The sequence below is a fragment of the Flavobacterium humi genome (assembly GCF_004745595.1).
GTDB lineage: Bacteria > Bacteroidota > Bacteroidia > Flavobacteriales > Flavobacteriaceae > Flavobacterium > Flavobacterium humi.
Genome location: NZ_SRLH01000005.1, coordinates 153,423 through 167,535, shown reverse-complemented (window position 1 = coordinate 167,535; position 14,113 = coordinate 153,423). Strand labels below are relative to the sequence as shown.

Sequence of the window (14,113 nt, the reverse complement as noted above, 5' to 3'; positions counted from 1 at the left end):
ACTTAAGCAAACATCACGCAATCAATATATTACATTATTATTTTAAATCCACTTTAATCATGATGTCTTCCTTTTTCTTTTTATAGACTTCCAGTACAAATGTGTTTTCGCTGGTTTTTACAATTCTGTTGGTTGAGAATTGGTAAATCTGGAAATCCCCTACTTCCCTTGCGTTTAAAATGGACCCTTTGGTCAAAGCACCATCGGAGTCTGAAATTTTAACGGCAGTCAAATAGCCTCCTTTGCCATCAGTATGCCTTGCAGGAGCTTTATCCAAAGGCAAATCGATGTTTTTGACATTGTCTAAATATACAATGTAATGATAATTATTGGAATTGAAATACTTATAAGACATTCCTCCCCGTCCTGCTCCACCTATTTGGTTCTTTGCAATTTTTTTCATCCAGCCCAAGGAACCGTCCGCATTGATTTTAGAAACAAGCATGTCACAATAATGATAGGTCGTATATGATCTATAGCCACCTTGCGGACTGTAAGAAGTATGAGTAATGGTAAAATATTGTTCTCCAACAAGTACTATGCTCCCATCGGAGTTTACGACAAGATCATTCAGTTCAAGATCCGAAAAGTTAGCATCATCACCTTTTCTTTCTTTTTTCTCGTTCTTTTTCTTAGTTCTTTCACTTTCGTACTGATTTAGTACTTCCAATGGAATTTCGTGGAACGTTTTGTCATAAATAGAACCATCCTCTTTGATTTTAAAAGCAATAAGCCCATCACAATCATCAAAATCTCCTTTGCCATTGCTGTAAAATCCGCCACAAACCAAGAAATCTTTGTCTGTATCAAAAAGCCATAACTTGCTGATGAACTTATCCTTATTGTCAAATTTTGAAATCTCGATCTTATCTGACCCTTGCTTAATTACAAACATCTCTATATGGTAGTTTGCCTCTGTATCTTTCCTTTTCTTTTTATCATCGTTGCTATCATCATGAAAGACCTTGGTAAGCAAATATAAATTCCCTTTGCTGTCCAGCTGATAATCCAGGTTATTCATCCTTCTTTCAGTATAAGGCATTGTTACTTCATTTCCTGAAATCTTGTTTAAGTTCCCATCATAAGCAAACATTCCGATGATATCAAAACTCTTGGTATCATTCTTAACTTCCGGTTTCCTTCTATATTGTATTAATACTTTTTTCTTGTCCCTGGACTGGAAGAAATCAAATTTATCTTCCACAGAGTAAGAAAAGCCCATGCCTCCTACTGTAAGAGTCCCGGCTACTTTTCCATCCACCTGAAACACCAATTTAGGTGATCCTACAAATTCCCCGGAGGCAAAATCAATTTCAACGGCAAAAAGCTGTTCTTTATCATTATCCCCATCCCAAGAAGAATAGAAAAAATAATATTTACCGTCAATTTCCATAGCTTGTTCTATAGAATAATTTTTGGGGAAATACTTTTCATATTTTTTTTCTTTGACAAAAGCCGGTTTATCCGAATCGAATTTTTGAATTAAAACTTCTTTCCCATCCAGTTTCAAAGCCATTACCTCATTCCCTTTTGCAAAGTAAATTTTTTCTTTCGCATCAAAAACCTTGTACGGTTCGCTTAACTTATAAGAATAATCGTTTGACAATGTTTTTTGAGCCCAAGAGGAACTGACTGTAGCTACAAATAAAATCATTGCGGCCAAGTTTTTTTTTGTTTTTTGTAATTTCATTAGTGAGAAGTATCTTTTTTAAGAGGCCAAAAATAGCCATTTTACTTTAATAAAATACGCAAAGCCTCACTGTATGAAATAATTCAGGAGCAAGGGAAGAAGAAGCATACATCTCAATCATTATATAAAAGGGTGGCAAGTTTTCCATCTCGCTGATACACATCTTCATAGAAACTGACATTCCCTTCTTCGTCTGCAGTGGCCGTAAAATAAGCAATATAGACCGGGATTTTTTTCTGGAGCGGGTATGTCATTTCTTTTCCGCCATTCATCGCTTCGCTGATCTTTTCCGGTGTCCATTTCCGGTCCTCTTCCAGGATGGCATTAGCCAGTTCCGCTGCTTTTTCCACCCGTACGCACCCGTGGCTCAAAGCACGGCTTTCCTTGTTGAACAACCCTTTTGACGGTGTATCGTGCAGGTAAATGTTATTAGAATTCGGAAACATGAATTTGACCAATCCCAACGAGTTTTTAGGGCCAGGTTTTTGGCGTACCAAACCATTATTCCATTCCATGCCTTGCTTTTCGAGATATTGCCTGTCTTTTTGCATTCCGGGTTTCACTTCTTTTTCAATGATGCTTTTGGGCAGGTTCCAATACGGGCTAAAAACCAGGTAGCTCATCTTCCCACTGAAAACGACCGTTTTATTCATTTCCTTTCCGACCACCACATTGGACTCGAGCCTCAACTTGCCTTTTTTGACATACCGCATCCTGAAGGAAGGAATGTTAACGGCAATATATTCGCCATCTTTAATGAAATCCGGAGAAATCCAGCGGCAACGTTCCATGTTGACCATAATGGTTTTGATCCGCTCTTCTACAGGGATATTCAGGTCCTGTACCAGGGCCGGAGTGATCCGGTGATTTGGTTTAAGGCTGTTTTTTTTCTCATAAGCCTTCACCGCTTCCAATAAATCTGTATCAAATACAGGGCTTTTGGAGTTTTTGCCCAATTCCCCGGAAACAAACAATCGTTCCCGTACCTGGGCAATCGTTGCGGCACTGTCTCCCGGTTGTAAAGGTTTTGCCAAAGAATCCATCGTTATGGGTTTCCAGCCGCCTTTTTTATCAATATCCCGATAATGCTGCAGTCCTTTCTTGAGGTTATAATACAGCGGGATCATTTCGGAAATATCTTTTTGGAGTAGTTTCGGATCTTTCATCAAGGTATCGAGATAAGCCACATAAGACATTTTTTCCCGAGGCAAGAACCATCCGGTCTTTTTACTGTCTTTGGTATCCAGGCCCTGATAGACTTTTTTAGCATAGAAAAAATACATGGACGAAAGCAGCAATTCGGTATTGGCATCGGGAACTGTATTTTCTTCATTTCCGTAAAATATGGAATCTATTTGTTCCTTATATGGCAACTTGGACGGAATACCTTCAGTACTGATCTGGTTTACCTGATTGTAAACCGCATCGGCGAATTCGGTTACTTCGCCTTTATCGAACCAGATATAATGGTACTGATGTTTTTTGTAGAGCTCGTTTATATCTTCTTTATATTCTTTAAAATCAGGGTATTTGGCAAAGAATCCGGTGATTTCCGCACTGTCGAACACGCTATTGTCATGTACGAGCGCTTCATTGCTTTCTTTCTTGCAGGAAATTACAGCAAACGAACCGGAAAAGGCAAAAATCAGGAAGGCAATTGTTTTTCTCATAACGATATCATTTTAATAAATATACTAAGAAACCGGGCCAAGTAAAAGCAGCTTGTCCCTTTTTAACTTAAAATTAATGAATTAGAGACGAAAATTCCGCTTTCAACTTAACAACTAAAAAGCTATCTTTGCCGATTAAATCCTTATCTTTAATAGATGGGATGAGGAAGCAGGTTACCGCGTGAGGGATAGAGGTGGCATCCTTTTGCGAAACGCAGTGCAGCAAAAGATAGAACCGAAAGCCCGACCCTTGCGGTCACGCCCAAAGAAAGAGATAAACGAAGATGGCATGCGGGACATTACGTTCCGGTAAAAAAGCATTATAGACACATGAAACATATTAGGAATTTTTGCATTATTGCACACATTGACCACGGGAAAAGTACCTTAGCAGACCGTTTGCTGGGCGCAACACAAACTGTTACGGCGCGTGAAGAAAAGGCCCAGCTGCTGGACAATATGGACCTGGAACGTGAGCGCGGGATTACCATTAAGAGTCATGCCATCCAGATGGAGTACACGTATAAAGGGGAACAGTATATCTTAAACCTTATTGATACTCCGGGACACGTGGATTTTTCGTATGAAGTTTCCCGTTCGATTGCAGCTTGTGAAGGAGCATTGCTTATTGTCGATGCCGCACAGAGCATTCAGGCCCAGACAATCTCGAATTTGTACCTGGCCCTGGAAAACGACCTGGAAATCATTCCTGTACTGAACAAAGTGGACCTTCCGAGTGCAAATCCTGAGGAAGTAAGCGATGACATTATCGATTTATTGGGCTGTAAGCTGGAAGATATTATCCACGCTTCGGGTAAAACCGGTTTTGGGGTGGAAAACATCCTGGCAGCCATTATAGAAAAAATCCCTGCCCCTAAAGGAAATGCAGAAGAACCGCTGCAGGCATTGATATTTGATTCGGTATACAATCCTTTCCGTGGAATTGAAGTTATTTTCCGTGTGGTAAACGGGGAAATCAGAAAAGGGCAGAAAATCAAGTTCATGGCTACAGGAAACGAGTATTTTGCCGATGAAATCGGGACGCTGAAACTGAACCAGGTTCCGAAACAGGTGATTTCCGCCGGTGACGTGGGATACCTGATTTCAGGGATTAAAGAAGCCAAAGAAGTAAAAGTAGGTGATACGCTAACAGATGCCAAAACACCAACTACCAATATGATTACCGGTTTTGAGGATGTGAAACCGATGGTATTTGCCGGAATCTATCCGGTAGACACGGAAGATTATGAAGAACTGCGCAACTCTATGGAGAAGCTGCAGCTAAATGATGCCTCGCTGGTATTTGCAGCAGAAAGTTCAGCCGCTTTAGGGTTTGGATTCCGTTGCGGGTTCCTGGGAATGCTGCATATGGAGATCATCCAGGAGCGTCTGGAGCGCGAATTCGACATGACGGTAATCACTACGGTTCCCAACGTATCGTATTTGGCCTATACCAAAAAAGACCCGGAAACCGCTATTGTGGTAAACAACCCGTCCGATTTGCCGGAACCATCCAAACTGGACCGCGTAGAAGAACCTTACATTAAAGCAACCATTATTACCAAAGCGGATTTCGTTGGGAACGTGATGAGCCTTTGTATCGAAAAACGTGGTTTGATCACCAACCAGACCTATCTTACGACCGAACGTGTGGAATTGAATTTCGACATGCCATTGGCTGAGATTGTATTTGATTTTTACGACCGCCTGAAAACGGTTTCCAAAGGATATGCCTCTTTTGACTACTCGCCTATGGGTATGCGTACTTCGAAATTGGTAAAACTGGACGTCCTGCTGAATGCCAATTCGGTAGATGCCCTTTCTGCGCTGATCCATGAAGACAATGCTTATAATATCGGTAAGAAAATGTGCGAGAAATTGCGCGAACTGATCCCGAGGCAGCAATTTGACATTCCGATCCAGGCCGCCATCGGAGCCAAGATCATTGCCCGTGAAACCATCAAAGCATTGCGTAAAGACGTTACCGCCAAATGTTACGGAGGGGATATTTCCCGTAAACGTAAGCTTTTGGAAAAACAGAAAAAAGGTAAAAAACGTATGCGCCAGGTAGGAAATGTCGAAATCCCACAGGAAGCGTTTATGGCCGTATTGAAACTGAACGATTAATCTTTTCTTTTAGAACATAGAGGAAAGAGCAAAGAATAAAGAGAGACCCGATAGCGAAAGTTGTCGGGTTTTTCTGTTCAAAAATGTATCTTTGAAGGAAAAGAAAACACTCCATGATTGATGAATCTCCCAAACGGTTTGACCGGATTGTCGCTATTTTGATTCAATTGCAATCCAAAAAGATTGTAAAGGCGCAGGAAATGGCAGATCGGTTTGATGTCAGCCTAAGGACTATTTACCGTGATATCCGTACGTTGGAAGCCTCTGGCGTACCCATTTACAGCGAAGCAGGCGTAGGTTATGCCCTGGTTGACGGCTATCGTTTGCCTCCTGTGATGTTTACCCGGGAAGAAGCCGGCAGTTTTATTGCCGCTGAGAAACTCATGCAGAAATTTACCGATGCCACATTGGGGAACCATTATACTTCGGCGATGTACAAACTCAAAGCTGTTCTACGGAGTACTGATAAAGACTGGGTTTCTACCATTGAATCGAAAGTGGTCATGCAGCCTTCACGGCAACTCTTTAATACGAAAGTACCCAATACCCTGGCTTTTCTTTTCGAAAGTATTGCCGAACAAAAACAAGTGTCCCTTTTTTACCAGGCTTTTGATGCTGAAGGCGTTACCGAAAGGACCATTGAACCCGTAGGCCTTTTTCATGATCATAATTTCTGGTATGTCTTTGGCTATTGCCACTTGCGGAAGGATTACCGGCAATTCCGGACCGACCGTATCCAGGAAATCCGGAAAACCGAGATCCTTTTCACTTTGGAACACCAACCTTTGGAAACCTTTCTGCAAGAGAAAAAAAACACGGCTCCCACAACCAAGGTACAAATCCTGGTAGACCAGAAAATAGCAAAATACCTGACGGAAGAACGCAAATACCATGGTTTTGTTTCCGAAAGGACAGTCGGAAATCGGATCGAGATGACTTTTATGTGCCAGAATGTCGAAGACGGATTTGCCAGATGGTATTTGATGTTTGGCGATTATTGCGATATCATTACTCCTGAAAGGCTAAAAGACAGGATACTGGAACTGCTGGACAAGCAAAAAAACAAACTGCTGCAAAAGCAGTAATCCCGAAAATGAAACAATCACTTTCAGGATTACCAAGGCACTTACGACACTGCCTTATTGAGGTTTGACCACATTATAAAAATTATAGTCCGTATTGGTGGCATCGGTAATACCGAAATTCCGCCCGATGGTTACAATCTGCCCTCTGTGATATGTCCCGTGGTTGATGACCTGCATCAGGTATTCGTATTTAGGCAGCTCGCACTGGAACCACGGATTGGTGATTTTGACCGTTTGGGATAGCTCTTCTTCAGACATTGAACCGATGAGTTCCGCCAAACGATTCGAACGGTTTACCAGGCCTTTTATAACTTCATCCGTAACCAAAACAACGTTTTCCCTGGTGTCAAATTCAGAAGTTTCGGCGATGATGGAATACCAGTATTCTTCGGTGGCCCAAATATGGTTGAGCGTTTTGACGATGCTGGAAAAACTCGATGGCAGTTCCTTATGGAGTAATTCATCTGATTTGGAAGAAAGCCATTGGGCAAATTGCTGGTTCACCCAGGCATTATAAGCGGCATAATTGGCCATTACTTTTTTTAAACTCATAATCCGTTATTTTAGTTTGAATGAAATGGTTATTCTTGTTGTTTGTTTAATTTATCTTTCCCAGAAAAAAGGCGGTTCGATTCCTAACGCACGCAAATAAACATACCCTTGCCCTCTATGATGTACTTCATTATCAATGAAATAAAAAATATTCTGAATGATCGGGAATTCGTACTGACCGAAAAGATTGAACGATTCGCTAAAATCTTCAATCGATAATTTCTCCCAATTGTCATTGATTTCCTTTGTATCGCGGTCCCATCTTTCCAGGTATTGGGCTTTGGTGGTCAGGTTTTCCGTTTCTTTTTCGGTAAAAGGTAAAACCTGGCGATTCACTATCCCTTTCAAAGCCGGAGCGGCAATAGCCAAAAGCTCGTCTGTTAATTTAGCAAAAGTACGCATACCGGCAATGGAGAATTCGAAAAAATCTTTCTCCGGGAAAGCTTCGATCACTCGTCTTGTTAAGGCTCTGTGCCCTTGCCAATGTTTCAATAAATCTTGTGTACTGATAACCTGTGGTACTGATAATGTGTTCATGATATTGTTGTTTTTGTTATTACTGATTCAAAATTAAACACGGGTAGTGACAACAGTTTGTCAGTAGTATTTTTTTATTTCCGGATTTTTTTCCGCCTTTGGAAAATGAATTAAAAACAGCGGCACGGCAAGAGTTTATCAAACCGGGAAAAATCTTTGTACCTTTGCCCCAGAGTAACTATATAGCGATGATTGAAGATAAAACCCCACAAAGAACAAGTATAGGGCAATTAGGTGAATTTGGTTTGATAGATCATCTGACCCAACATTTTGAAATTACACAAGAATCCACGGTAAAAGGCATTGGCGATGATGCGGCAATTTTGGATTTTAAAGATAAAAAAACGGTCGTCTCCACAGATTTATTAATTGAAGGCGTTCATTTCGACCTCGCCTATATGCCCTTGAAGCATTTGGGTTATAAAGCTGTTGTGGTAAACGTTTCCGATATTTGTGCGATGAATGCCAAACCGACACATATTACGGTTTCGGTAGCGGTTTCAAATCGTTTTCCGCTGGAAGCCCTGGAAGAATTATTTGCCGGGATCACATTGGCAGCCAAAGAGTACAAAGTAGATGTAATAGGCGGTGACACGACCTCATCCCAAAAAGGGCTTATCCTTTCCATAACTGCTTTTGGCGAAGCCGACCAAGAGGAAATCGTATACAGGAACGGTGCCAAAGAAAGCAATTTACTGGTTGTTACCGGAGATTTGGGCGCGGCCTATATGGGATTGCAGGTTTTGGAACGCGAAAAACAGGTTTTCCAGGTCAATCCTAATTCGCAGCCAGACCTGGATGGTTATGCTTATTTGATTGAAAGGCAATTAAGGCCTGAAGCCCGGAAAGACGTGCGTACCTTATTGTATGCGCTTGAGATAAAACCAACATCGATGATCGATATTTCTGATGGCTTGTCTTCGGAAATCATGCACCTTTGCAAACAATCCGGTGTAGGATGTAATTTATATGAAGATAAATTGCCGCTTGATCCGCAGTTTATTTCGGTTTGTGAAGAATTCAATATCGACAGCACCACCATTGCCTTAAACGGCGGGGAAGATTACGAATTGCTTTTTACCATTGCCATGGAAGACTTTGACAAAATAAAAGGAAACCCGAACTTTACCATCATAGGGCATATGGTCCAGGAAAGCGAAGGTATTCATTTAGTGACCAGGGCCAATACCAAAATCCCTCTGAAAGCCAGGGGCTGGAATGCCTTACAAGAAGAATAAAAAACAAAAAAGGTGCTTTTCGGCACCTTTTTTTATAATCGTTTGATGAGTTCTATTACGCGTTTTTTGACAAATTCGGCTTCATTGTGGCGCAGGATCATTTTGAAATCTTCGCCTTCGGTTGTGCCTAATTCTTCTTTAGTTTCCGAATATAAAGTCTCGGAATACTGATCTCTTTTTTTGAGCCAAAGCTGCTGTTCCTTCTTTAATTTGGATTTTTCATCGCCACTGAGGCCGGACCTGAGCTTATTGTATACCTTATTCAGCAGAAGGTCCATCTGTTTGTAATATTCCGTTGAGCACTGCAACCCGTTAGCTTCGTTATCCAGGCACTTTTCGTTTGTTTTTTCCAGTTCCTTGACCGTTTTCAGTGTTTGTGAAAAACCGGAAAGGCTCAATAGCAACAAAAACCCTAAAACTACTTTTCTCATCATAGCGTATTAATATCCTAACTTTACCCTTACCCTTTGGAGTACGCCATCGGCCACAGTAGCCGCTTTTTTAGCTCCGGCCTGTAGCAATCCTTCCAGCTCCGGCAAATTGTTCATGTAATAATTGTATTTCTCCCTTTCAACGGCGAATTTCCCGGTAATCAGTTCGAACAACGCCTGTTTCGCATGGCCATATCCATAATCACGGTTAACGTTTTTATAGTTTTCGGTCATTTGGTTCAGCTGCGATTCATCTGCCAGCAATTTATACAAAGCAAAAATCTTGCATGTTTCCGGGTTTTTCGGCTCTTCAAGCGGTGTACTGTCGGTTTCAATGCTCATTACTTGCTTGCGCAGCGCTTTGTCATCCAAAAATATATTAATGATGTTATTGCGGGATTTGCTCATTTTATGGCCGTCAGTCCCGGGGATTAGCATCGTGTTTTCTTCAATTTTAGCTTCTGGCAAAACAAACGTTTCCCCCATTTGGAAATTAAACCTGGAAGCTACATCACGGGTGATTTCCACGTGCTGTAACTGGTCTTTCCCAACGGGAACCACTTCGGCATCATATAGCAAAATATCGGCAGCCATAAGCATCGGATACGTAAACAACCCGGCATTGACATCCTCCAGCCTATCAGCCTTATCCTTAAAAGAATGGGCTAATGTCAATCTCTGGAAAGGGAAAAAACAGCTCAGGTACCAAGACAATTCCGCGGTTTGCGGCACATCGGACTGACGGTAAAAAACCACTTTATCAGTATTTAATCCGCAGGCGAGCCATGCAGCAGCAGTACTGTTCGTGTTTTGACGTAACGTTGCCCCGTCTTTTATTTGTGTAATGGAGTGCAAATCGGCAATAAAAAGAAACGATTCGTTTTCAGGCCTTGCTGCCATTTGTATTGCCGGTATGATGGCTCCCAATAAATTTCCCAAGTGCGGAGTTCCCGTACTTTGTATCCCGGTAAGAATTTTTGCCATGGTCTTTTAAAATACTATTTTTAGCAAAGTTAATTCTTTTATCATATTTTTAAAGGATTCCTTACATTTGGTGCTATGAAAATTTTTAAACTGCTTTTTTGGACACTCTGGCGCATCTGGTTTTATGTGCTTGTGCTGATTCCTATCCTTGTCATGTTCCCATTCTTGTTTGTTTCCATTTTGAAAGAAACCTGGTACCCATATTTCTTCAGGCTGGCCAGGATTTGGGCCAAAGTGATCCTTTTCGGTTCCGGTTTTTATTATACGATAGAAAAGGAACAAGAAATCATTCCCGGCAAAAGCTATATGTTTATTGCGAACCACACTTCGATGACAGACATTATGCTGATGCTTGCCGTGGTTAAAAACCCTTTTGTTTTTGTAGGCAAAAAAGAGCTGGAAAAGATTCCGTTGTTTGGCTTTTTCTTCAAAAGGACCTGTATTATGGTAGACCGGGACAGCCCTAAAAGCCGGGTAGCGGTTTACCAACGGGCACAAAACCGTATCAATCAAGGATTAAGCATTTGCATTTTCCCCGAAGGAAGGGTTCCGGATGACGAAAGCATTGTATTGGATGAATTCAAGAACGGCGCTTTTAATTTGGCGGTAGACCATCATTTGCCCATTGTCCCTTTGACATTCGGGGACAATAAAAAACGGTTTTCGTATACGTTCTTCAGCGGAAGCCCGGGAAAAATGCGTGTCAAGATCCATCGTTTTATCGAAACCAAAGACAAGGTCCATCATGACAGGAAAATTGTCAGGGAAGAAGCCCGGACGGTTATTTACAACCAGCTTTTGGCTTATGAGGCCGAAAAATAAAAAAGTGCCCTGGCGAGGCACTTTCTCATTTGTTACTACTAGTAGCAACGGCAACTTAACTAAAAAAATGTTATTGTAAGTATGTAAACCAAAAATTATTAAAAAACTTCTTAAAACCTAAAACTTATCCCAGTGTACAAACCAATTACATAAGGTTTGAATCCACCGGAATTTTCATTAAACGTATTGATCTGATATTTGAATGTGGGTTCGAAATTAGCCTCGAAAGATTTCCAGAAGCTATATTTTACACCCAACCCAATATTGGTACTGAAATGCACTTTATTCAGGTTATTGGCTTCTCCCAACGTTGTTGAAAATCCATTGGACACCACCGAAACCTCATTGCCGCTCAAAAATAAAGTACTCAATCCGGTGATCAGCTGCAGCCCGAATTTCTTATCGATTAATGTATAAGAAACCTCAACCGGAACCTCCATATAATCCATCTGTTGGCTTAAATAACCTTCTTCTTTGTCCTGGAAGGCCAATTCCTGTGAAGCCGGCATGTCCCTGTCCTCCACAACCATCCTTGAAGCTTCCGGCCTCAAATTGATGTTCCTCAGTATTATGGAATTGGTACCCCTGCTGTTCAGGTCTTCATAATACACAATCCCGTTGGTATGGTAACCCAAATCAAGTTTACTGATTCCTGTACGGAGCGCTATTTTTGAGGTTACGGCATAATCAACGCCCAAACCGATGCTGATATTTTTTTCGTATTCTTTGGCGTTGTCACCAAACTGGCCATCAATAGGAGATCCTTTTGAAGCACTCATGTAAACCGGTCCCACATTCGGGCGGATTTTCCACTTGGTGCTATTGGCCGCTACTTTTTTCTCTTCCTTGTCTTTGTTTTCTTTTTCTTTCAGGATTTTCTCCAAAGGGTTTTCGGCTGCAGCAATTATGGCAGAATCCTTAACCGTTTTTACAGTAGTGCTGAAGGCCGGGTTTGCCGTATTGAAAGCCGAAGCGTTTTTTCCTTCATTGAATAATGAAATATTTTTGTCAGGATTCCGGGTTTGATTCGATGCATTTGCCGCAGAGGAATTTTTGCCTTCAGTAATAGCCATACCATTGGCAACGCCGGCCTTTTTGATGATTTCCTCCGATAATTTAGCCATACGGGATTTGTTTTGGGCGGTTTCTGTACGGTTTTTGTCTTTTGCAGCTATTCCGTCCCTTACTTCCTGCCCTTGCTCTCCGGTATTATTTTCAGCTATGGACTGCTTTTGATGATCTCTTTGGTTATCTCCCGAAAGGGCCAATTCTGTTGCTTTATCTGAATTATTTGATTTTTTGCCTCCCTCTTTTTTAGCCTGGGATGTTGCCGCGACAGCTATATCCTGATCGTGTTGCAATGTTGTGTTGTCCTGGTTTTTGAAGCGGGATTGTTCCGATTTCCTGTTTTTGCCTGTTGGAATGGCTGCCCGGTTGTTGCTTTGCGCAGATGAAACCACGCTTTCTTGTGAAGCGTTATGCGTTTGGCCCGGATTCAGCAGGGAAGGCTTTTCATTCCCGGTAGTATTATCATGGAGTACAACAGCATCTTCCTGGCCTGCGATTGGGTTCTCCTGCAAATTGCCATTGGCGGTATTTCCATTACCAATGTTTCCTTCCTTATTATTGTTAGTAGTGTCGCCTTGTGCATTTCCCGTATTGGAAGAACCTGCAGAAACCACTGTTTCAGGTTGCTTCGCGTCGGTATTGAAATAATGGGCCACTTTCGAATAATTATCCGCGGTAAAATACCCCAAAAGCAATACAGCCGCTATTCCTGAAGCCTTAAGCCAAAAAGGAACCGCAGCGGTTGGTTTGCTTTCTTTTTTCTCTAATTTTGATTCGATACCCGCCCAGACCTGTGGTGGCGGAGCAGCTTCAAAATCTTTGAATTTTTCCTGGAACAAACGTTCTATATTTTTTCTTTCGCTCATTTTACCGAGGGTACAATTTTATCTTGTGACGCGTCTATTTTATCTTTTAAAATCATTTTGGCCCTGGCCAGGTTCGACTTGCTCGTCCCGATGGAAATCCCTAACATCTCCGCAATTTCCTTATGCGAATAATCGTCAAGCACATACAGGTTGAACACAAGCCTGTAACGGTCGGGCAGTTCCTGTACAATTTTCAGCAAAAAATCGAGACTGATATTCTCGTCATCGATTTCTATCGAAGCTTCATCCACCACATCATTTACCAATTCCAAAAAAGTGGTCTTCCTGTATTGCTGCAAAACATGGTTGACCATGATCCTCTTTGCCCAGCCGTCAAACGAACCGGCAAATTTATATTGTCCTATCTTATCAAAAATGATTAAAAAACCGTCTTGTAAATTATCCTGCGCTTCGGCATAATTACGGGAATACTTCAAGCAAACAGAAAACAATTTGGCAGCATATAATTGATATAATTGTTCTTGCGACTTGGTATTTTTTTCTAAGCATCCTTGTATGAGTATAGGTAAACTCAATTTTCATTTAATTATTTATGGCACAACCGGAATTTCGACTTCTTCAAAAACATCTTCACCGTTATCGTCTTCCCCTTTCCACATTTTAAAAATATAACTGTCTTCGGTTGTAGGCTTAAATTTTAAAATCGCTTCAACCGGATTTGCAATCGGGGTTGTACAATCATTTCTTTCCAGCACACTGGTTTGTATGGCAATGGTCCTTGTATTTGAATTCCTTTGGTAATAAAATCCTTCAAAAACATGGCATGTACTTGGTCTTATGTAATGAAACGGCAGTTCATAAATACTGTCCCTTTTAAATTCCATCGGCAAATCCGCACTTTCAACAGGCAGCAATTCCAGATGATAATCTATATAATCATCGTGCAAATCACATCCTACAAAAGTGAAAACAACAACTATGAGTAACCAAAACTTTTTCATGATCTTTTCAATTTATATTGGTATAGATGTATAATTTACCATAAGGTTGCGTGTAAAAAGCAAAAAACCCAAAAATAATTT

At 41.2% G+C, this 14,113-nt stretch carries 13 protein-coding genes; 4 read left to right on the top strand and 9 right to left on the bottom strand.

Annotated elements, in window-relative coordinates:
- Positions 1-37: 37 nt before the first annotated feature.
- Both E4635_RS10435 and E4635_RS10430 read right to left on the bottom strand, forming a co-directional pair.
- Complete coding sequence (locus tag E4635_RS10435; protein ID WP_135526638.1) at positions 38-1,654, bottom strand: hypothetical protein; 1,617 nt, start codon at positions 1,652-1,654, stop codon at positions 38-40.
- A 149-nt stretch (positions 1,655-1,803) separates the two neighbouring features.
- Positions 1,804-3,360, bottom strand: a complete 1,557-nt coding sequence (locus E4635_RS10430) for a L,D-transpeptidase family protein (RefSeq protein ID WP_135526637.1) — start codon at positions 3,358-3,360, stop codon at positions 1,804-1,806.
- Between the two features lie 330 nt (positions 3,361-3,690).
- Here E4635_RS10430 and lepA point away from each other — a divergent pair, with 330 nt between their 5' ends.
- Together lepA and E4635_RS10420 are read left to right on the top strand one after the other, a co-directional pair.
- Positions 3,691-5,487, top strand: coding sequence for a translation elongation factor 4 (gene lepA, locus E4635_RS10425; RefSeq protein ID WP_135526636.1), 1,797 nt, complete (start codon positions 3,691-3,693; stop codon positions 5,485-5,487).
- Positions 5,488-5,600: 113 nt separating this feature from the next.
- Complete coding sequence (locus E4635_RS10420) at positions 5,601-6,572, top strand: helix-turn-helix transcriptional regulator (protein WP_135526635.1); 972 nt, start codon at positions 5,601-5,603, stop codon at positions 6,570-6,572.
- A gap of 54 nt (positions 6,573-6,626) precedes the next feature.
- On the opposite strand, the gene E4635_RS10415 is transcribed toward E4635_RS10420, so the two are convergent.
- A complete protein-coding gene (locus E4635_RS10415; protein ID WP_135526634.1) occupies positions 6,627-7,124 on the bottom strand; it encodes a DinB family protein in 498 nt (165 codons plus the stop codon).
- Positions 7,125-7,175: 51 nt separating this feature from the next.
- Complete coding sequence (locus E4635_RS10410; protein ID WP_135526633.1) at positions 7,176-7,661, bottom strand: DinB family protein; 486 nt, start codon at positions 7,659-7,661, stop codon at positions 7,176-7,178.
- A 188-nt stretch (positions 7,662-7,849) separates the two neighbouring features.
- On the opposite strand from E4635_RS10410, the gene thiL reads away from it, so the two are divergent.
- Positions 7,850-8,899, top strand: coding sequence for a thiamine-phosphate kinase (gene thiL / locus E4635_RS10405; protein ID WP_135526632.1), 1,050 nt, complete (start codon positions 7,850-7,852; stop codon positions 8,897-8,899).
- 32 nt (positions 8,900-8,931) lie between these two features.
- On the opposite strand, the gene E4635_RS10400 is transcribed toward thiL, so the two are convergent.
- Positions 8,932-9,333 carry a lysozyme inhibitor LprI family protein gene (locus tag E4635_RS10400; RefSeq protein ID WP_135526630.1) on the bottom strand — a complete coding sequence of 134 codons (402 nt, stop codon included), beginning with the start codon at positions 9,331-9,333 and terminating at the stop codon, positions 8,932-8,934.
- A 6-nt stretch (positions 9,334-9,339) separates the two neighbouring features.
- The gene (trpS, locus tag E4635_RS10395) at positions 9,340-10,314 is read right to left on the bottom strand and encodes a tryptophan--tRNA ligase (protein WP_135526628.1); all 975 of its coding nucleotides are present in this window, start codon (positions 10,312-10,314) and stop codon (positions 9,340-9,342) included.
- Positions 10,315-10,389: 75 nt separating this feature from the next.
- Between trpS and E4635_RS10390 the strand changes: the two genes are divergently transcribed.
- On the top strand, positions 10,390-11,136 hold the full coding sequence (locus E4635_RS10390; protein WP_135526627.1) for a lysophospholipid acyltransferase family protein: 747 nt from the start codon (positions 10,390-10,392) through the stop codon (positions 11,134-11,136).
- Between the two features lie 110 nt (positions 11,137-11,246).
- Here the strand turns inward: E4635_RS10390 and E4635_RS10385 are convergent, their stop codons facing one another.
- From E4635_RS10385 to E4635_RS10375, 3 genes are read right to left on the bottom strand one after another with little or no spacing between them, the layout of a single operon-like run.
- Positions 11,247-13,070 (bottom strand): outer membrane beta-barrel protein, encoded by a 1,824-nt coding sequence (locus E4635_RS10385; RefSeq protein ID WP_135526625.1) that lies wholly within the window; start codon positions 13,068-13,070, stop codon positions 11,247-11,249.
- Positions 13,067-13,606 (bottom strand): RNA polymerase sigma factor, encoded by a 540-nt coding sequence (locus tag E4635_RS10380; RefSeq protein WP_135526623.1) that lies wholly within the window; start codon positions 13,604-13,606, stop codon positions 13,067-13,069. Before E4635_RS10380 ends, E4635_RS10385 begins: the two co-directional genes overlap by 4 nt.
- A 15-nt stretch (positions 13,607-13,621) precedes the next feature.
- The gene (locus E4635_RS10375) at positions 13,622-14,032 is read right to left on the bottom strand and encodes a hypothetical protein (RefSeq protein WP_135526621.1); all 411 of its coding nucleotides are present in this window, start codon (positions 14,030-14,032) and stop codon (positions 13,622-13,624) included.
- Between the last annotated feature and the right edge of the window lie 81 nt (positions 14,033-14,113).

Excerpts from the sequence above, each read along its gene's own strand:
- E4635_RS10375 (WP_135526621.1), bottom strand. The coding sequence starts at position 14,032 with ATGAAAAAGTTTTGGTTACTCATAGTTGTTGTTTTCACTTTTGTAGGA.
- lepA (WP_135526636.1), top strand. The coding sequence starts at position 3,691 with ATGAAACATATTAGGAATTTTTGCATTATTGCACACATTGACCACGGG.
- trpS (WP_135526628.1), bottom strand. The coding sequence starts at position 10,314 with ATGGCAAAAATTCTTACCGGGATACAAAGTACGGGAACTCCGCACTTG.
- E4635_RS10420 (WP_135526635.1), top strand. The coding sequence starts at position 5,601 with ATGATTGATGAATCTCCCAAACGGTTTGACCGGATTGTCGCTATTTTG.
- E4635_RS10410 (WP_135526633.1), bottom strand. The coding sequence starts at position 7,661 with ATGAACACATTATCAGTACCACAGGTTATCAGTACACAAGATTTATTG.
- E4635_RS10390 (WP_135526627.1), top strand. The coding sequence starts at position 10,390 with ATGAAAATTTTTAAACTGCTTTTTTGGACACTCTGGCGCATCTGGTTT.
- E4635_RS10400 (WP_135526630.1), bottom strand. The coding sequence starts at position 9,333 with ATGATGAGAAAAGTAGTTTTAGGGTTTTTGTTGCTATTGAGCCTTTCC.
- E4635_RS10385 (WP_135526625.1), bottom strand. The coding sequence starts at position 13,070 with ATGAGCGAAAGAAAAAATATAGAACGTTTGTTCCAGGAAAAATTCAAA.
- E4635_RS10435 (WP_135526638.1), bottom strand. The coding sequence starts at position 1,654 with ATGATTTTATTTGTAGCTACAGTCAGTTCCTCTTGGGCTCAAAAAACA.
- E4635_RS10430 (WP_135526637.1), bottom strand. The coding sequence starts at position 3,360 with ATGAGAAAAACAATTGCCTTCCTGATTTTTGCCTTTTCCGGTTCGTTT.
- E4635_RS10415 (WP_135526634.1), bottom strand. The coding sequence starts at position 7,124 with ATGAGTTTAAAAAAAGTAATGGCCAATTATGCCGCTTATAATGCCTGG.
- thiL (WP_135526632.1), top strand. The coding sequence starts at position 7,850 with ATGATTGAAGATAAAACCCCACAAAGAACAAGTATAGGGCAATTAGGT.